The organism is Methylobacterium sp. HJ2 (genome assembly GCF_056431005.1).
In genome coordinates this window covers 168246-185668 of the sequence record NZ_JBWJYM010000010.1, presented here as the reverse complement: position 1 = coordinate 185668, position 17423 = coordinate 168246, and the positions used below count along the sequence as shown (strand labels likewise).

At 68.0% G+C, this 17423-nt stretch carries 18 protein-coding genes; 8 read left to right on the top strand and 10 right to left on the bottom strand.

Annotated elements, in window-relative coordinates; genetic code table 11:
• Positions 1–318: 318 nt before the first annotated feature.
• The 3 genes from ACS5RC_RS22235 to ACS5RC_RS22225 are packed head-to-tail and all read left to right on the top strand — an operon-like array spanning position 319 to position 3372.
• Entirely contained in the window at positions 319–1944 is a 1626-nt protein-coding gene (locus ACS5RC_RS22235) for an ABC transporter ATP-binding protein (protein WP_478346096.1), read from the top strand.
• A gap of 4 nt (positions 1945–1948) precedes the next feature.
• Positions 1949–3169 carry a phosphopentomutase gene (locus ACS5RC_RS22230; RefSeq protein ID WP_478346095.1) on the top strand — a complete coding sequence of 407 codons (1221 nt, stop codon included), beginning with the start codon at positions 1949–1951 and terminating at the stop codon, positions 3167–3169.
• An 11-nt stretch (positions 3170–3180) separates the two neighbouring features.
• The gene (locus ACS5RC_RS22225; protein ID WP_478346094.1) at positions 3181–3372 is read left to right on the top strand and encodes a DUF1192 domain-containing protein; all 192 of its coding nucleotides are present in this window, start codon (positions 3181–3183) and stop codon (positions 3370–3372) included.
• An 8-nt stretch (positions 3373–3380) separates the two neighbouring features.
• Here ACS5RC_RS22225 and ACS5RC_RS22220 read toward each other — a convergent pair whose 3' ends face one another.
• On the bottom strand, positions 3381–3770 hold the full coding sequence (locus ACS5RC_RS22220; RefSeq protein ID WP_478346093.1) for a thioredoxin family protein: 390 nt from the start codon (positions 3768–3770) through the stop codon (positions 3381–3383).
• A gap of 142 nt (positions 3771–3912) precedes the next feature.
• The gene (locus ACS5RC_RS22215; RefSeq protein ID WP_478346092.1) at positions 3913–4215 is read right to left on the bottom strand and encodes a hypothetical protein; all 303 of its coding nucleotides are present in this window, start codon (positions 4213–4215) and stop codon (positions 3913–3915) included.
• Positions 4216–4435: 220 nt separating this feature from the next.
• On the opposite strand from ACS5RC_RS22215, the gene ACS5RC_RS22210 reads away from it, so the two are divergent.
• From ACS5RC_RS22210 to ACS5RC_RS22190, 5 genes are all read left to right on the top strand, one after another.
• Positions 4436–5062, top strand: coding sequence for a TetR/AcrR family transcriptional regulator (locus ACS5RC_RS22210; RefSeq protein WP_478346091.1), 627 nt, complete (start codon positions 4436–4438; stop codon positions 5060–5062).
• A 226-nt stretch (positions 5063–5288) separates the two neighbouring features.
• On the top strand, positions 5289–5774 hold the full coding sequence (locus tag ACS5RC_RS22205; RefSeq protein ID WP_478346090.1) for a DUF2852 domain-containing protein: 486 nt from the start codon (positions 5289–5291) through the stop codon (positions 5772–5774).
• A 134-nt stretch (positions 5775–5908) separates the two neighbouring features.
• Positions 5909–6541: a uracil phosphoribosyltransferase gene (upp, locus tag ACS5RC_RS22200; protein ID WP_478346089.1), complete on the top strand. Its 633-nt coding sequence runs from the start codon at positions 5909–5911 to the stop codon at positions 6539–6541.
• Positions 6542–6681: 140 nt separating this feature from the next.
• Positions 6682–7698, top strand: coding sequence for an NAD(P)H-quinone oxidoreductase (locus ACS5RC_RS22195; protein ID WP_478346088.1), 1017 nt, complete (start codon positions 6682–6684; stop codon positions 7696–7698).
• A gap of 118 nt (positions 7699–7816) precedes the next feature.
• Entirely contained in the window at positions 7817–8125 is a 309-nt protein-coding gene (locus tag ACS5RC_RS22190) for a hypothetical protein (RefSeq protein WP_478346087.1), read from the top strand.
• Positions 8126–8206: 81 nt separating this feature from the next.
• Here the strand turns inward: ACS5RC_RS22190 and ACS5RC_RS22185 are convergent, their stop codons facing one another.
• From ACS5RC_RS22185 to ACS5RC_RS22150, 8 genes are all read right to left on the bottom strand, one after another.
• Positions 8207–9088 (bottom strand): 3-hydroxybutyryl-CoA dehydrogenase, encoded by an 882-nt coding sequence (locus tag ACS5RC_RS22185; protein ID WP_478346086.1) that lies wholly within the window; start codon positions 9086–9088, stop codon positions 8207–8209.
• 358 nt (positions 9089–9446) lie between these two features.
• Complete coding sequence (locus ACS5RC_RS22180; protein ID WP_478346085.1) at positions 9447–10394, bottom strand: electron transfer flavoprotein subunit alpha/FixB family protein; 948 nt, start codon at positions 10392–10394, stop codon at positions 9447–9449.
• 87 nt (positions 10395–10481) lie between these two features.
• On the bottom strand, positions 10482–11231 hold the full coding sequence (locus ACS5RC_RS22175) for an electron transfer flavoprotein subunit beta/FixA family protein (RefSeq protein ID WP_478346084.1): 750 nt from the start codon (positions 11229–11231) through the stop codon (positions 10482–10484).
• A gap of 210 nt (positions 11232–11441) precedes the next feature.
• Entirely contained in the window at positions 11442–12014 is a 573-nt protein-coding gene (locus tag ACS5RC_RS22170) for a cob(I)yrinic acid a,c-diamide adenosyltransferase (protein ID WP_478346083.1), read from the bottom strand.
• Between the two features lie 115 nt (positions 12015–12129).
• Complete coding sequence (locus ACS5RC_RS22165) at positions 12130–12762, bottom strand: acyloxyacyl hydrolase (RefSeq protein WP_478346082.1); 633 nt, start codon at positions 12760–12762, stop codon at positions 12130–12132.
• 139 nt (positions 12763–12901) lie between these two features.
• Positions 12902–13087, bottom strand: a complete 186-nt coding sequence (locus tag ACS5RC_RS22160; protein WP_478346081.1) for a twin transmembrane helix small protein — start codon at positions 13085–13087, stop codon at positions 12902–12904.
• A 69-nt stretch (positions 13088–13156) separates the two neighbouring features.
• Positions 13157–15769, bottom strand: a complete 2613-nt coding sequence (locus tag ACS5RC_RS22155; RefSeq protein ID WP_478346080.1) for a TIGR02302 family protein — start codon at positions 15767–15769, stop codon at positions 13157–13159.
• A 159-nt stretch (positions 15770–15928) separates the two neighbouring features.
• Positions 15929–17137, bottom strand: coding sequence for a polyhydroxyalkanoate depolymerase (locus ACS5RC_RS22150; protein WP_478346079.1), 1209 nt, complete (start codon positions 17135–17137; stop codon positions 15929–15931).
• Between the last annotated feature and the right edge of the window lie 286 nt (positions 17138–17423).

The window sequence follows — 17423 nt, the reverse complement described above, 5'->3', positions numbered from 1 at the left end:
CAATCTGGTCCGACAGCCACGCCCGAGCGGTTTGCCTCGATAGGACCAGATATTCCGCGTGCCGGCACGGCGAAGGACGTTTGCCCGACCCATGCCCTGGACGCGTCGTTGGCGTCCGAGCACCCGTCGGGCCGCGGCGTGGTACCGTAGCTCGCATGTGTGAAGCTGGATCCAGCCGTTCCGCATCCGAAAATTGCTCGCTGAGGATGATCGACTCGGCCGCCGCGGCGATCCGTCCGGTTTGCCGAAGCGACCGTTCGCCCCCGCTGCCCCGCCGCGCTATAAGAAACGTCTCCCCTTGATCCGAAACCGAGTGAGATGACCGAAGCGCTGCTGACTGTCGAGGATCTGTCCGTCACGTTCCCAACGGAAGGAGGCCGCACGGTCGCGGTCGACAGGGTCGGCTTCAGCATCGCACCGGGCGAGACCGTGGCGCTGGTAGGCGAATCCGGATCCGGCAAGTCCGTGACGGCGCTCTCGATCCTCCGTCTCGTGGATGGCGCCGCGACGCTGTCCGGCCGCATCGTCTTCAAGGGGCGCGACTTGCTGGCGTTGCCCGAGCGCGCGATGCGCGAGGTGCGGGGCGCCGACATCACCATGGTGTTCCAAGAGCCGATGACCTCGCTCAACCCGCTCCACACCATTGAGCGGCAGATCGGCGAAGTGCTCGGACTGCACCGCGGGCTCTCGGGCAAGCAGGCTCGGACACGCATCCTTGAGCTTCTCGAACTCGTCGGCCTGCGCGACGCCGCGCGGCGCATGGGCGCCTATCCGCATGAGCTCTCGGGCGGCCAGCGCCAGCGTGTGATGATTGCCATGGCGCTCGCCTGCGAACCGGATCTGCTTGTCGCAGACGAGCCGACCACCGCCCTCGACGTGACGGTGCAGGCCCAGATCCTGTCGTTGCTGGCCGATCTCCAGAAGCGGCTCGGCATGGCGATGCTCTTCATCACCCACGATCTCGGCATCGTCGAGCGCATCGCCTCGCGCGTCTGCGTGATGCTTGCCGGCCGTATCGTTGAAACCGGAACTGCCGCCCAGATCTTCGGCGACCCGCAGCATGCCTACACCCGACGCCTGATCGCCTCGGAGCCGAAGGGCCGCGCCAACCCGGTGCCTGCCGACGCGCCGGTACTCGTAGAGGCCGGGCCGCTGAAAGTCTGGTTTCCGTTGAAGGAGGGTCTGATCCGGCGTACGGCCGGCTATATCAAGGCGGTAGACGGCGTTTCACTACGCGTGCGCGAAGGCGAGACCGTCGGCGTCGTCGGCGAGTCCGGCTCTGGCAAAACAACACTGGGCCTCGCCATTTTGCGCCTCATCGCATCGGAGGGGCCCATCGGCTTCATGGGTCGATCGATCGACGGGCTCGGGGTCGGCGGCATGCGTCCGCTGCGCAAGGACATGCAGGTGGTCTTCCAAGATCCGTACGGATCGCTCTCGCCCCGCATGTCGGTGGCCGACATCGTGGGCGAAGGGCTCGTCGTTCAGGGCGCGGTGCGCTCCCACGCCGAGCGCCGCGACGCGGTCGCGCGCGCGCTGACCGATGTCGGGCTCGACCCGAAGGTGATGGACCGCTACCCACACGAGTTCTCCGGAGGCCAGCGTCAGCGCATCGCCATCGCCCGCGCCATCGTCTTGAAGCCGCGCTTCGTCGTCCTCGACGAGCCGACCTCGGCCCTCGATCGCTCGGTGCAGGCGCAGATCGTGACCCTTCTGCGCGACCTGCAACGAGAGCGACGCCTCGCCTACCTCTTCATCAGCCACGATCTGAAGGTCGTGCGGGCCCTCGCCAACCACGTCCTCGTGATGCAGAACGGCCACGTCGTCGAAGAAGGGCCGGCCGAGCGCATCTTCACAGATCCGCAGACGGCCTATACCCGCACCCTGTTCGCCGCCGCATTCGATCTGCGCAGCGAGACGGTGGCAGATCTCGAGCCGGTCTGAAGCCATGGCGCGCGCGCTCCTTGTCGTGCTCGATTCCGTCGGGATCGGCGGCGCCCCCGATGCCGCCGCCTACGGCGACGCGGGCGCCGATACACTCGGTCACATCGCCGAACGATGCGCCGCCGGCGCGGGAGACCGGCCCGGCCTGCGGATCGGTCCCTTGCGCCTACCGAACCTCGCCCGGCTCGGCCTCGGACTCGCCGCCGCTGGTGCCACGGGCCGTGTGCCGCCGGGGCTGGAGTACGACGGTCCTATGGCCGGGGCCTACGGGCACGCCATCGAGATGGCGGCCGGCAAGGACACGCCATCCGGCCACTGGGAGATTGCGGGTTTGCCTATGCGCGAGCCCTGGGGCCATTTCCCAGACACGAAACCGGCCTTCCCGGAGGCGTTGACCCGGGACCTGATCGCTCGGGGCCGGCTGCCGGGCATCCTCGGCGATTGCCATGCATCGGGCATCGCCATCGTCGAGGCATACGGCGCCGAGCACCTGAGAACCGGCAAGCCGATCTGCTACACCTCAGCCGACAGCGTGTTCCAGATCGCGGCCCATGAAGAGGCGTTCGGGCTGGCGCCGCTCTACGAGCTCTGCCGCACCGCACGCGAACTCTGCGACCCATACCGGATCGGCCGTGTCATCGCACGGCCGTTCAAGGGCAACTCCGAAGTCGGATTTCGCCGCACAGGTAACCGACGAGACTTCGCAGTGGTGCCGCCAGGTGAGACTTTGCTCGATCTGGCCGCTGTGGCCGGCCGCCCAATCGTCAGCGTCGGCAAGATCGGCGACATTTTCGCCCATCGCGCCACTGGCTTCGAGATCAAGCCCGGCAGCAATGCGGCCTGCCTCGACGCCGCGCTCGCGGCGTTGCGCGACCTGCCAGACGGCGGTCTCGTCTTCCTCAACCTTGTGGATTTCGACACCGAGCACGGCCATCGCCGCGATGTGCCGGGCTATGCGGCGGAACTCGAAGCCTTCGACGCACGCCTCCCTGATATCCAGGCTGTGCTCAAGCCGGGCGACCTTTGCGTCATCACTGCCGACCACGGCAACGATCCGACCTGGGCCGGCACCGATCACACCCGGGAACAGGTACCGGTCTTGGCATTCGGACCGCTGATCACACCAGGGCCGATTGGTCGACGGGCGAGCCTTGCGGATATCGGCGCGACGGTGGCGCGCCATCTTGATCTGCCGCGGCAGGCGGCCGGCCAACCTTGGTGGTGAGGAGCGCGAACATGCGGGACGACGAGGAGCGGGCACGGCTTAAGCCGGTGAGCCACGAGATCGGCCAGAGTCTCGACACGCTCTCGGTACAAGACTTGGCCGAGCGCATCGATCTCCTGCAGCGGGAGATTGACCGCTTAAATGCGGTGCGGGCCGCAAAGGTCGCCGCCCTCGGCGCGGCCGACGCGTTCTTCAAACGCTGAGGCGCGCCTCAAATCGTCTTGTCGAGCAACCCCTCGATCCATTCCGGCTGGGTTTCGCCGACAGACCGTCCTGTCTCGTTCACGCCCTTGAAGGCGATGAGGGTGCTCTGCGTCCGTGCGTCGAAGCGGCGCAGCAAATCCTTCTGGGTATCGAAGTCGATCCCGTAGATCTGCAGCTCCTTGAAGCGCGGCTCGGCTGACAGCTTGGCTAGAATCGGCTTCTGCGCTCTGCAGATCGGGCACCAGGGAGCGTTCACCGCAATGATGATCGGCTTGCCGGCCTTCTGTGCGGCCTCAAAGGCCTCGGCTTGGAACGGCACGATCTCGGCGGCGCGGGCCGGAGTGCCCAGGAACGGGCTGACCGCGACGAGCGCGGCAAGGCGGCGGCGGTTGAGCATAGCGTGTCCTCGTTCAACCGCGTGTGTTCGTGCCGCAGCCCCGGTCGGTTTCGTCGCGCTCGACACGACCAGCGCGTTGTTCGGTTGCGCACGATGATATGCCGCAAACGCGCGGCGAACGCGCGTCACATCGGCGCGAGCCTCAAGGCTCTCCGGCGGCCCGGCGCCGCGCCTCGTCCCGCACGACTGCCGTGACGTCGCCGGCCTCGACGGTGTCGAGTGTTTTGCGGATGCGCAGAGCTCGCGTCGGCTGACCGACCCGCATGACCAAGACGATCGTTTCGAGGTCCGGGCAGCCTGGGTCTGGACAGGCGATCTCGTTGATCGCGAGCGAATCAGACTCGGCGAGGGCAAGTGCGGTGCGCAGGACGCGCTTCAACTCGTCCGCAAGGTGCTTCCGCTTGGCGGTGCGAGCGCGCCATGCCTTGACGCTGATGAATGCCATCGGTGTATCGCCCCATGGACTGCCCGCCAAGCGATCGGCGCCTACCGGTGTAACACTGTTGCAGCGATAGGCTGGCGCGATGTCAAGCCGCGGCGAAAACATCGTCTAGCACTAGACGCTACGCACCGAATCGCGCGCAACTCTGCTAAGTCCCCCTGATCGTTGAAACAAAGCTGCCGTTTGCCCGTCTTCATGGCATTCGGAGCGTGAGGAGTGAACATTGCGACCCTGGCGGGAGGGATCCGGTGACCGACGGAGCTATCACCACGGCAACCTCAAGGAGGCGCTGATCGAGGCGGCGCGCCGCTTCATCGCCGAGCGCGGCATCGGCGGCTTCACGCTGGTGGATGCGGCGCGCCTCGTCGGCGTCACGCCGGCAGCGCTCTATCGGCATTTCCGTGGGCGCGAAGCGTTGCTGGAGGAACTCGCCGGTCGCGGCTTCGCGGATCTGGCCGAGCGCTTGGCGCGGGCGCTCACCTCGCGCGGCAGCGCGCTCGAACGCTTCACCCGGATGGGAGAAGCCTATCTCGCCTTCGCCGAAGAGGAGCCGGCCTACTATGCGGCGATCTTCGAGACCCGCGGCCTCCACGTCGAGATCGAGACCGAAGCGCGGCCGAGCCCGTTCGACCTGCTGGTCGAAGCTCTTCAATCGACCTTCCCCGAGGGATTCGGCGGCGTTGCCCCGCGCTTCATCGCGCTCGAGGTCTGGGCGCTGGCGCACGGTCTCGCCACCCTGTCAGCGGCTGGGCACCTACCAAAGGGGCCCGGTATCCCGGATAAGTACGAGCTCCTCCGCGCCGGAGTCCTGGCGCTCGTTCACGGGGCCGCTATCCCGCGCCGACCGTAAGGTATCGGGCCGGGGATCGACCTCATTGCGACGCTCCAAGCTCCTGTGCCGGCATACGACTTTCCCGGAAGAGCGGTGGAACGCCTCCCGTGGCGGCGCTCCCGACATCGGCGGCCCGGAGCGGATGCCGGGACGATGGCCGATGTCGTCTACCACAGAGGTGAAGACCGAAAACGCCTCGGAGGGCGCGGCGGCGCACCCCTTGAAACCCGGATTCGGGCCCCGCATGTTAACGCTGTTCACATCGAACGCGGAGCCTCCCGTGAGCACATCCTCCACCAATCCCTGGGCCACCGGCAGGGTCTGCCGTTCGGGTCCATTCCCGCGCCGTTCCATCGAGATCGGCGCGATCGTGGTCGCCTTCATCTATTGGTGGCCGGTCGGCCTCGCCCTCGTGGCATGGAAGCTGGCGGGTTATCCCGCTGTGGCAGAGCTGCGCGACATGGTCGCGCGGGTTCACACCGAACGCCCGGTCTCGCGTTTCGCACAGGCCTTCGAGACGGCGAGCCGCCGCAGTGCCACCGGCAACGCGGCCTTCGACGACTATCGTCGCGCCGAACTCGAGCGCCTCGAGGCGCAGCGCCGGGCGCTTAATGAGGAGAGCCGCGCCTTCGCAGCCTTCGTCGAGGAGCTGAAGCGCGCCAAGGATCGGGAGCAATTCGATGCCTTCATGGCCAAGCGCCGGACAGAAGGCGGAAACGATCGCGCCTGACCCGCGCTGGACTCCTGGCCGCTTAGGCTCTCCGTCCACGGGCGGGGAGCCTTTTTCGTGCGTGCGGGCGCCACTGCCGTTGCGCCACCGCGCCGCCTTCGGCACACCGTTGCAGCAAAGTGAAGGGGAGCGGCATGGCGGCATCGGTCACGGTGGTGGAGCACCCCCTGGTTCAGCACAAGCTGACCCTTCTGCGGGACCGCGAACGCTCAACCCAAGGGTTCCGCAATCTCCTCAACGAGATCGGCATGCTGCTCGCCTACGAGGTGACGCGCGACCTGCCTCTTGAACCCGTCACCATCGAGACCCCGATCCAGGCGATGGAGGGGCGTCAGATTCAGGGCAAAAAGCTCGTGCTCGCTCCGATCCTGCGGGCGGGCGTCGGATTTCTCGATGGAATGCTCTCGCTCGTGCCCTCGGCCCGCGTCGCCCATGTGGGTCTCTACCGCGATCCTGAGACGCTTGAGGCGATCGAGTACTATTTCAAGGCGCCGTCCGACCTTGCCGACCGGACCGTGCTGGTGCTCGATCCTATGCTCGCCACCGCCAATTCCGCTGTGTCTGCCCTGCAGCGCCTCAAGGAGCGCGGAGCCCAGGATCTTCGCTTCGTCTGCCTGCTCGCCGCGCCCGAAGGAGTCGCCCGGCTCCAGGCCGCCCATCCCGACGTACCGATCTGGACGGCGGCGATCGACAGCCACCTGAATGATCACGGCTACATCGTGCCGGGCCTCGGCGATGCCGGTGACCGCATGTACGGCACGCGCTGAGGCAGGCCGCCCGACCCGTATCATCTGTGCCAAGTCAGAGCCGTGACGCGCCGGCGCCGGGAATGTGCAGACCGGGACTTGCCGCCGCTACATCATGCGGCACCTGACGTGCGACGCCTTCACGCCACCGAGGACCAGCCATGATCGCCACAGCCGCCCTGCCCGAGACGATGCGCCAGATCCGCTACAGCGACGGCGGCGGTCCAGAGGTCATCACGCTGGAGATCGCGCCGCTGCCTCAGGTCGGCCCCGGCCAGGTGCTGATCGAGGTCGTGGCGGCCGGGATCAACCGGCCCGACCTGATGCAGCGGCTGGGCAAATATCCGCCGCCGAAGGGCGCAACCGACATTCCGGGCCTTGAGGTGAGTGGCCGGGTGGTCGCGGTTGGCGAAGGCGTCGAGAGACCGGCACTGGGCGATGAGGTCTGCGCCCTCGTCATCAGTGGCGGCTACGCCGAGTTCGCGGTGGCTGAGGCCGTTCACTGCTTGCCGCGGCCAGCGTCGCTTTCACTCGTCAATGCGGGCGGCATCCCCGAGACCTTTTTCACGGTCTACTCCAACGTAATTCAGCGCGGTCGTCTCGCCCGGGGCGAGACGTTCCTTGTGCATGGCGGATCGAGCGGCATCGGTTCGACCGCGATCCAGATTGCCAAGCGGCGCGGCGCTCGCGTCTTCGCGACTGCTGGCTCCACCGAGAAATGTCGGTTCTGCGAAGAACTCGGCGCCGATCACGCCATCAACTACCGCGAGGTCGATTTTGCGGAGGAGGTTCGGCGGTTGACGGACGGAAAGGGCGTCGACGTGATCCTCGACATGATTGGGGCCAGCTACTTGCCACGCAATCTTGCGTCGCTGGCGCTCGAAGGCCGCCTCGTGCTGATCGCGCTGATGGGCGGCTTCAAGGTCGAGGACCTCAACATCACCCCGATCATGACCAAGCGCCTCACCTTCACGGGCGCGACGCTGCGACCGCGGCCGATCGCCGAGAAGGCGACGATCGCGGCCGGCCTCGCGCACGACGTCTGGCCCGATCTCGATTCCGGCGCGGTCCGTCCGATCATCCACGCCACCTTCCCGTTCGAGGAGGCGCGCAAGGCCCACGAGCTCATGGAATCGAGCGCCCATCTCGGAAAGATCCTGTTGGTGACGGGCCGCTGAGGGCCTTCGCTCCAACCGCATCAGGAACCGGCGCGATCAGCCCTGCGTTTGCGGGCATAGGTTGCATCGCGCCGGGGCCGGGAGCCTCGTGCCCGAGCATGGAGGCTGAGAGCACCCGATGGTCGAGAAGTTGGACAACACGCAGGCGCGCCAGGGTTCGCGCGGCAAGCCGGTTCTGTGGGTCTTGGTCGGGAGCTTGGCGCTCCTCGCCATCGCCACGATCGGGCTGCTGACCTGGAACGGTGCGAATTCGCCGAAGGACTACGCCTCGCAGAGTCAGGACGCCTCGCGCCAGGAGGTCACCGGGTCGGTCAACGGCAAGGCGAACGCGCCCTCGTCCGCCAACACGTCGGGCACGCCGGCCGCCAACCCGGCCTATCCCCAGCAGTCGCAGCCCTCGGCGAACGGCGCCGCCCCGCCCAAGTAAGGCGTCGGCCGAAGGACGAAACGACGACGGCCGGGATGCAGGCGCATCCCGGCCGTCGTCGTGTTCGGACCAGCCGGCTCGTCAGCGTGTCGGCACCGGCGTCGGACCGCGATAATCGTAGAAGCCGCGCTTCGATTTGCGGCCGAGCCAGCCGGCCTCGACGTACTTCACGAGGAGGGGACACGGGCGATACTTCGAGTCGGCCAGCCCGTCGTAGAGCACCTGCATCACGGAGAGGCAGGTATCGAGGCCGATGAAATCGGCGAGTTGCAGCGGGCCCATCGGGTGGTTCGCGCCGAGCCGCATCGCCGTGTCGATCGCCTCGACCGAGCCCACGCCCTCGTAAAGGGTGTAGATCGCCTCGTTGATCATCGGCAGCAGAATGCGGTTCACGATGAAGGCCGGGAAGTCCTCGGACATAGTCGAGGTCTTGCCGAGCTTGGCGATGAAGGCCTTGGCCGATTCGTAAGTCTTGTCCTCCGTGGCGATGCCGCGGATCAATTCGACCAGCTGCATCACCGGCACGGGATTCATGAAGTGGATGCCGATGAAACGCTCCGGTCGATCGGTCGCCGCGGCGAGCCGCGTGATCGAGATCGACGAGGTATTCGTCGCCACGAGCGCATCGGGTCGGAGCGACGCGCACAGGGTTGAGAAGATCTCGCGCTTCGTTGCCTCGTTCTCGGTCGCGGCCTCGATGATGAGGTCGCATTCCGCGAGATCGGCATAGCTGTTGGCCGGTACGACCCGGGCCCGGGCCTCACGACTCGCGGCCTCGTCCATCGCGCCCTTGGCGACCTGCTTGGCAAAGTTCCCCTCGATATGGGCGAGGCCGGCCTCGATCCGGGCGCCCTCCCGGTCATTCAGGCGCACGTCGAGGCCGGCGGCCGCGCAAACCTGCGCGATCCCGCTGCCCATCTGCCCGGCCCCGATGATGCCGACTCGCGTAATGTCGATGGCCATGTTTCGATCCGCGCCCCATCTCCGACAGCCGGACCGGCAGTCGGCCTCCAGCGAATACGCTGACCTGCGCGATGGAATTCGATCCTCGGCGCGCCGGTCCGCTCCCTTCTAGCCCGCGTGAGCGGACGGAAGAAACCCTTTCGCGGCGTATCCACCCCCACCCGCCGCATTCCGTCCCGGATCGGATCCGGGGGAGCGCAGTCGGGCATATTGTTATCGTGCGCCTTTCGCGGGCGCGCAGGAAGTCCCCGGCACGATGCGCCGGGGGTCGCCATGTTCTCTCGTCGCCCAAACGACCGGGACGACGGGAGCCGGTCGCGGCGACGCGGCCGGCTTCCCCGTCGTCTGAGCCGGAAGCTCAGTCCTTGGCCTTGGCGATCTCGGATTGCAGCTCGGGCACGACCTGGAACAGATCGCCGACCAGCCCGTAATCCGCCACTTGGAAGATGGGCGCGTCCTCGTCCTTGTTGATCGCGACGATCACCTTCGAATCCTTCATCCCGGCAAGATGCTGGATCGCGCCGGAAATTCCCACCGCGACGTAGAGGTCGGGCGCCACCACCTTGCCGGTCTGGCCGACCTGCCAGTCGTTGGGGGCGTAGCCGGCATCGACGGCCGCGCGCGATGCGCCGACCGCCGCGCCCAGCGCGTCCGCCAGCGGCTCGATCAGCGCCTTGAACTTGTCGGCCGACCCGAGCGAACGCCCGCCGGAGACGATGAACTTGGCCGAGGCCAGCTCCGGACGGTCGGACTTGGCGATCTCCTCGCCCTTGAAGCTCGATCCGCCGACCTCCGGCGCCGACGCCGGCACCGCCTCGATCGAGGCCGCGCCTCCCTCGCCGGCCGGCTTGAAGGCCGCCGTGCGCACCGTGATCACCATCTTGCCGCCACCGGACTGCACGGTCTGGATCGCGTTGCCGGCATAGATCGGCCGCTCGAAGGTATCGGGGGACACGACCCTGATGATGTCGGAGATCTGAGCCACGTCGAGGAGCGCCGCCACCCGCGGCAGCACGTTCTTGCCTGTCGTCGTCGCGGCGGCGACGATGGCGTCGTAGGAGCCGGCGATGGCCGCAATCAGCGCCCCGACCGGTTCGGCGAGATCGTGGTCGTAGACCCCGTCCTCGGCATTGAGGACGGTCACGACGCCGTCGAGCTTGGCCGCCGCCTCAGCCGCAGCTTTCGACCCGGTTCCGAGGACGAGCGCGTGGACGGGGGCTCCCAGTTCCTTGGCCGCCGTGAGCGCCTTCAGGCTGGCGTCCCTGATCTGTCCATTCGCGTGCTCGACGTAGAGGAGCGTTGTCATGGGGTGTTCCTGCTCTGGGCGGCGCCCTGCGGCAGCCTGCCGGAATCGCGAAATCTCAAGCCCGATTCGCGGGCGAAGCCGTCGTCCTCAGAAGACGCCGGCCTCCACCTTCAGCTTCTGGACGAGCTCGGCCGCAGAGCCGACCTTGATGCCGGCCGAACGGCCCGGCGGCTCGGCGGTCTTCAGCACCTTGAGCCGGGGGGTCACGTCGACGCCGAACGCGTCGGGCGCCATCTCCTCGAGCGGCTTCTTCTTCGCCTTCATGATGTTGGGCAGCGACGCGTAGCGCGGCTCGTTGAGGCGCAGATCCGTCGTGACGATAGCGGGCAGCTTCAGAGACACCGTCTGCAGGCCGCCGTCGACCTCGCGGGTGACGTCGATGGCACCCTCGCCGAACTCGAGCTTGAAGGCGAAGGTACCCTGCGGCCACCCGAGCAGCGCGGCGAGCATCTGACCGGTCTGGTTCGAATCGTCGTCGATCGCCTGCTTGCCAAGGATGACGAGCTCAGGGCTTTCCTTCTCGACCACGCCCTTCAGGATCTTGGCGACCGCGAGCGGCTCGCAATTGACGTCGGTCTTGACCAGGATCGCGCGGTCGGCCCCCATGGCGAGGGCGGTACGCAAGGTTTCCTGCGCCTGCTGCGGGCCGATCGAGACGGCCACGATCTCGCTGACCTTGCCCTTCTCCTTGAGGCGGATGGCCTCCTCGACCGCAATCTCGTCGAAGGGGTTCATCGACATCTTGACGTTCGCGAGCTCCACGCCCGAACCGTCCGCCTTAACGCGGATCTTGACGTTGTAGTCGACGACCCGCTTCACGGGCACCAGAACCTTCATGGGGGCCAACTTCCTCCGCGTGGTTTGTTCTGACGAAGCGCTATCCGGCGACCGCGCACCGACCCGGGCGCGCCGCGTCGCACACAGGGCGCGGACCGTAACGGCCACATTTCCGCCTTGTCAACGCGACGCCCGGCCTCGCGCTTTCGAAAAGCGACGGGACATCGGCCGATGTCGTTTTCAACGCGGCGGTATGGCCTGGCGGGCGCCTCAGCGGTTCTGACCCGGCACCCACAGCACGTCGCCCGCACCGTTGCCGTTGGCGGCTCGACTCGCCACGAACAGAAAGTCGGAGAGGCGGTTGAGGTATTGCAGAGCCTCGGCCGAGACGATCTCTCCCTCGGTCGCGGCGAGGCTCACCGCGAGGCGCTCGGCCCGGCGGCAGACGGTGCGGGCGAGGTGGAGGGCGGCCGCCGCCGGCGTGCCTCCCGGGAGCACGAAGGATTTCAGCGGCGGGATCGCGGCGTTCAGCGCGTCGATGTCCGCTTCCAGACGCTTTACCTGCGCCGCGACGATGCGGAGCGGCTCATAGGGCAGCGGCTCGGGGCTCGGCGGCGTGGCGAGATCCGCCCCGAGATCGAACAGATCATTCTGGATCGCCGCGAGCATCCCGTCGAGATTTGGCTCGGCCTGGAGCCGGGCGAGCCCGATGCAGGCGTTGGTCTCGTCCACCGTGCCGTAGGTCTCGACGCGCAGGTCGGCCTTCGAGCGGCGCTGCCCGTCCGCGAGCGCGGTCGTGCCCTTGTCACCGGTGCGGGTGTAGATGCGGTTGAGCGTGACCACGGCGCCTGCCTCCCCTGCGGCGGCCCGTTCGTCGGGCCTGTCGCGGGCATGAAAAAGCCCGCCCGGCGCTGATGTCACGCGCCCGGCGGGCCGGCAAGCGAGGGATCGGAGGCGTTCAGAAGGTGTAGCCGAGCTTGCCGCCGAAATTCGTCAGGCCGCGATTGTTCGCGCAGAGGCCGGCATTCGACATGTGCTCGACCGTCGCCATGACGCTCCAGTGCTCGGTGATCCGGAAACCGAGCGCCGCCGCCTCGCGGAACAGAGGCGAGCAACCGAGCGTGTTGAAGCCGAAGGGCGTGCCGGCCTTCGGGCCCGTATAGCCGTTATGGGCCGCGCCGCCGAAGAACCCGTCGAGGAACACGCGGCGGTTGAACGTCTCGGGGAGGATGTCGATCGTCCAGGTCGCGCCGATATAGGCGTAGCTGGTGCGTCCGCCGGTGTTGTAGCTTCCGCCGACGGTCGGGCGTGGCACGAAGGCCTGCCAGAACGGGTCGGCGCTGATCACCGGCTTGGCGAACAGGATCTCGCCGTTGACGTTCGCGGTGCTGAAGCCAGGCGACTTGCCCTCGGCGCTACCGGGATCTTGCACCGAGCCGCCGATGCGCAGCTCGGAGACGAAGCTGAGCGGCTGGACCGGAGCGGCGTAGAGCACGGGCCGCGGCGGAGCAGCGAGATCGGCAGCTGACACGGGGGCCGTCGCAGCCAGCGCGACAACGCCGGCGAGTACGCAGCGGAACGAGTTGAGCATGGGTGCCGGGTCCGACTTCATAGCCCGTCAGCACTAGCACGGGTTGCGCAGGCGCGGTCGGCCGCCGGTTCTGGAATCATCCCGATCCGCGCCGAAACCGGGCGGGTGCGGCGTGCCGGTCACACAGCCGGGAGCCGCTTCAGGCCTGACGCCACCAGACCACGCCCATGATGATCACGATGGCGACGAACTGCAGCAGCACCCGCAGGCGCATCAGCTTCTGGGACAGGTTGGCGCTGCCGCCGCGCAGCATGTTGGCCAATCCCATCAGCAGAATGACGGCGACGGCGGCGCAGGCGACGAGGACGAGGGTGTTTGCGGACATCGGCGGGAGATCTCGGGGATGCGATCGGCCGGCGGTGATCGCTGACCGGCGGCGAACGTCAGGGTTTCGTCAGTTGCGGCGCAGCAGCCGCTCGAAATAGTCCAGCTCCTCGCGCGGGCGAGCGGGGTCGCCGAGCTTGCGCCGCAACTCCTCCATGATCCGGCGCGCGCGCTGGACCGCGGATTCGTCGGCGGTCGGCACCCTGACCCGGCCATCGGACATATCGCGGCCGCGCGTCGGACGCCCGAGCGGATCGTCGTCGCGGGAGCCGGCCTGACCCTGCTGGCCGGGCTGTTGGCCGTCCGGCTGGTCGCCCTGGCCCTCGCCCTCGGCCATGTCCTGCATCTGCTGCTGCATGCCTTCGGCGCCACGCTTGAGCCCGTCGAGGGCACGTCCCTGCGCCTCGACGGCCTCGCCCTCGCGGCCTTCCTTCAGCGCGCCCTCGGCCTCGCGCATGGCTTCCTCGGCATCGGAAAGGCCGTCCTCGCCCTTCATGCCGTTCTCCTTCATGCGCTTCTGCAAATCCTCGAGGCGCTGCCGCAGGGCTTGCTGGCGCTCGCCCACGTCGCCCTTGCCGGGAGATTGGCCCTGCTGCTGGCCGCGCTCACCCTTCTGCCCCTGTTGCCCGGGCTGCGACTCGCCGCCCTGGCCCTGCTGTCCCTGCTGCGACGGGCTCCGGTTCTGCTGCGGGCGCTGGCCGCGCTGCCCCTGCTCGCCGCGCTTCTGCTGACCGTCCTTGAAGGTCTCGTCGCGAAGGCCCTGCTGCTCGCGCGACATCTGGTCGAGCTCCTGCATCTGCTGGCGCATCTCGCGGGTCGCCTGATCGGACTTGCCGCCCTGCTCGGCGGTCTGAAGGTTCTCCAGAATATTGCGCAGTTGCTCCATCAGGCGCTGCGCCTCCGCGGTATCGCCGCGCTTCATCGCGTCGGCCATATCCTTCAGCATCTTGTCGAGGTCCTCGGGCGTGACGCTCTTGGACTGCCCGTTCGGGGGATTGCGCTGGCCCTGCTGCTGGCGCGGCTCGCGGCCCTGCTTCTGCGCCATCTCCTTGAGGAACTTGTCGAGCGCCTGCTTGAGATCCTGGGTGAGGCGCTTGATCTCGTCGTCGGGCGCGTTGCGGTCGATCGCCTCCTTGAGGCGGTCCTGAGCCTGCCGGAGCTGCTTCTCGGCGTCCGAGAGATCGCCGTCCTCGATTTTGAGCGCCATCTCCCAGAGCAGGTCGGCGACCTCGGTGAGATCCGCGTCGGTCTCGGCTCGGCGCAGGCGCCGCGTCGCGGTCTTCAGTCCCAGGAACACGCCGGGCTGCGGCGTGAAGGTCTCGGGTGCGATCAGCAGGGCATCGAGCGCCATCTGAACCCGGCGGCGACCGGTGTCGGGTGTCGTGACGAGGCGCCGGCGCTCCTCCGCGAGGGCCCGGGCCAGGGGATCGCGGAACGGGCGGGCCGGCAGGACCATCTCGACGGGCGTGGAGCGGGTCTCCTGCCCGGCCTCGTCCTTGACGGACAAGGTGAAGCGCACGCGCGCACCCGACCACGGATTGTCGGTGAGGTCGACGAGCGTCTTGGCATCCACCTCGCCCGTGGCGTCCGGTGGCAGGACCAGGGCGATGCGCGGGGGCGGGACGAGCGAGCGTCCGCCGTCCGGCGCCTCCACCAGACCGTCGGCCGAGGCGAGGCCGTAATCGTCCCGCGCCCGGTAGCTCAAGTTGAAGGTGCCGCGCCCGTTCACTTCTGGGGTCCCGACGTGCCGGATCTCGGGCGGATGGTCGGGAATCGCCTCGATCACGAGGTGGCGCCTGCCGCCGGGCGTTCCCACGTCCAATTCGGCCACCGGTCCGACGAGCTTGAAGCGGTCCTCACGCAGGTCCGCGCGCGACTCCTTGCCGGAGACCGGCTGCAGGCCGGCATTCGGGGTCAGGACCGTGTCGGCAGCCGCGCGGTTCTCGCCCGCGATGCGCACGATGAGCTGGGCGTTCACGGGCGCCCGCAGGCGCTGCTCCGGCTCCGTCAGGGTCACGAGGAGCGGTGGCATCCGGGTATAGAGCGGCGGATCGATCCACCCGTCGATGCGGTAATTCGGACCCGCGCTCGGCGGCTGGCGCCAATCGAAGGCGCTGCCGATCCGTTCGCGCCACTCGGGGCCGGCGACGAACAGGCTCGCCAGCGCGGCCACGCTGAGGGCGGCCCGGAGCGCGTAGGGGTCGCGCCGGGGCATGCCGGGCCGGGGCAAGCCGACCCGAAGCCGCGCGATGGCCTCGGCCGCGCGGCGCTGATGCAGCGCCCAGAGCGCCCGCGCGATCGGATCGCTCCCGCCGACCGCGATCCGATCCTCCGCCGAGGAGGCCGGACCGTGGGCGAGCGCGGGGTCGCGCGCGGCCGCCTCGCGGTCGAGGCGGGCCAGCGCCTCCTGCCGGCCGGGCCGGGACAGTCGCAGGACGGGCAGCAGCGCAGCGGCGAGCGCCAGGCCGAAGAGCGCGACGCCGGCCATGCGGGCGATCGGCCCGAGATCGAGCCAGAGCCCGAGCCAGGACAGGACCACGAAGGCCAGCACCACACCGAGCCCGCGCCACAGCAGGGGCCATGCGCGCTCCCAGAGGCCTGCGAGCCGGGCCCGCGCGACCAAGCGGTCGAGCCGTGCGGTCACGGCCGGGCCGGCGGGATGCTGCGCGTGCTGATCGTCCACGTGATCGTCTCGCCGCTCCAGCCGAAAACCTCCCGCGCTGCCAGGGCGCGCTCAGGACACGCTATCATGGTGGCGGTGCGGGGCCAGCGGGTCAAATCCGCCCAGCCCTCGGGAGGTGGGGCCTGTCGCCGGCCCTTTCCCCGGCCGGACCGCGCGCGATCAGGCGTGCGACTGGATGAAGTTGCGCACCTGCGGATAGATCTGCTGCTCCCAGCGCTTGCCCGAGAACACGCCGTAATGGCCGACGCCGGCCTGGAGGTGGTGCGTCTTCATATGGGGCGCGAGACCGGTGCAGAGATCGTGGGCCGCCATGGTTTGTCCGACCGCACAGATATCGTCGCGCTCGCCCTCGACGGTCATTAGAGCGGTGCGCCGGATCGCCCGCATGTCGATGGGCTGGCCGCGGTGGGTGAGTTCATTCTTGGCCAGCGTGTAGTCTTGGAACACCGTCTTGACGGTCTCGATGTAGAACTCGGCCGCAAGGTCGAGCACGGCGAAATACTCATCGTAGAACGCTTCGATCGGCTCGGCCTTGGCGGTATCGCCGCTGACCATGTGCCAGAACAGGTCCGCATGGCTCTGCATATGGCGCTTCATATTCATCGACATGAACGCCGAGAGCTGGACGAACCCGGGATAGACCCGTCTGCCCGCGCCCTTGTGGCGGCTCGGAACCGTGGAGATCAGGTTCTTCTCGAACCACGCGATCGGCTTGGAGGTGGCAAGCGTGTTCACCGCCGTCGGGCTGATCCGGCAATCCACCGGGCCGGCCATCAGGGTGATGCTCCGCGGCGCGGCCGGATCGCGGCTCTGGGCCATCACCGCGGAGGCGGCAAGCGCCTGCACGGCCGGCTGGCACACCGCCAGCATGTGCGAGCCCTCCCCCATCACGCCCATGAACTGCACGAGATGGTCGACGTAATCGTCGAACCCGAAGGGACCGGCCGAGAGCGGAACGTCGCGGGCGTTGTGCCAATCGGTGATGTAGACGTCGTGGTCGGGCAGGAGCGCCCGCACCGTGTTGCGAAGGAGCGTGGCGAAGTGACCCGAGAGCGGCGCGACGACCAGAAGCTTCGGCTGCGGCGCGTCGATGTCCTTGCGGAACCGCAGGAGCGTCCCGAAGGGCGTGCTGAATACCGATTCCTCGACGACCGGCACCGCGCGGTTGCCGACCATGACCTCCGCCAGCCCGAAGCTCGGTCGCGCGAAGGTCATCCCGGCGCGCATCATCATCCGGGCGCCAGCGGACCACCAAGAAACCGGCTCCCCGAAACCGCTCCAGGGCGAGACCGCATCGTGGATGACGCGCCCCCAGGCCCGGGTCTGTTCAGCGAGATCTGCTTGAGCCTGGAACGCGTCGTACAACATGTGGCGGTCACTCGCGGACGTTCGACGCACGGCACCGGCCGTCACGGCTGAGGAGAACGGCAGAAATGCCGTGGGCGCTTGCATCAGCATGATTCACACAGGTTAGACTTGGCCCGGCGCACCGCAACCGCAAAAAAGTGGAATCCCCCTCGATTGTGCTTTTCCCGCATCAGCGATTGGTACAACGCCGACGGATCCGGAATTTCGCAGCGGAACGCCGCCGTGGCTCGATTTATCCGGGCTTCCGCGCAGCGTCGTCACGGCGCTACGGCGACAATACCGCGGC

Coding starts and splice junctions, on each gene's coding strand:
- ACS5RC_RS22235 (WP_478346096.1), top strand. CDS start 319: ATGACCGAAGCGCTGCTGACTGTCGAGGATCTGTCCGTCACGTTCCCA.
- ACS5RC_RS22180 (WP_478346085.1), bottom strand. CDS start 10,394: ATGACAACGCTCCTCTACGTCGAGCACGCGAATGGACAGATCAGGGAC.
- ACS5RC_RS22205 (WP_478346090.1), top strand. CDS start 5,289: ATGTTAACGCTGTTCACATCGAACGCGGAGCCTCCCGTGAGCACATCC.
- ACS5RC_RS22225 (WP_478346094.1), top strand. CDS start 3,181: ATGCGGGACGACGAGGAGCGGGCACGGCTTAAGCCGGTGAGCCACGAG.
- ACS5RC_RS22220 (WP_478346093.1), bottom strand. CDS start 3,770: ATGCTCAACCGCCGCCGCCTTGCCGCGCTCGTCGCGGTCAGCCCGTTC.
- ACS5RC_RS22165 (WP_478346082.1), bottom strand. CDS start 12,762: ATGCTCAACTCGTTCCGCTGCGTACTCGCCGGCGTTGTCGCGCTGGCT.
- ACS5RC_RS22215 (WP_478346092.1), bottom strand. CDS start 4,215: ATGGCATTCATCAGCGTCAAGGCATGGCGCGCTCGCACCGCCAAGCGG.
- ACS5RC_RS22195 (WP_478346088.1), top strand. CDS start 6,682: ATGATCGCCACAGCCGCCCTGCCCGAGACGATGCGCCAGATCCGCTAC.
- ACS5RC_RS22150 (WP_478346079.1), bottom strand. CDS start 17,137: ATGTTGTACGACGCGTTCCAGGCTCAAGCAGATCTCGCTGAACAGACC.
- upp (WP_478346089.1), top strand. CDS start 5,909: ATGGCGGCATCGGTCACGGTGGTGGAGCACCCCCTGGTTCAGCACAAG.
- ACS5RC_RS22190 (WP_478346087.1), top strand. CDS start 7,817: ATGGTCGAGAAGTTGGACAACACGCAGGCGCGCCAGGGTTCGCGCGGC.
- ACS5RC_RS22175 (WP_478346084.1), bottom strand. CDS start 11,231: ATGAAGGTTCTGGTGCCCGTGAAGCGGGTCGTCGACTACAACGTCAAG.
- ACS5RC_RS22160 (WP_478346081.1), bottom strand. CDS start 13,087: ATGTCCGCAAACACCCTCGTCCTCGTCGCCTGCGCCGCCGTCGCCGTC.
- ACS5RC_RS22185 (WP_478346086.1), bottom strand. CDS start 9,088: ATGGCCATCGACATTACGCGAGTCGGCATCATCGGGGCCGGGCAGATG.
- ACS5RC_RS22230 (WP_478346095.1), top strand. CDS start 1,949: ATGGCGCGCGCGCTCCTTGTCGTGCTCGATTCCGTCGGGATCGGCGGC.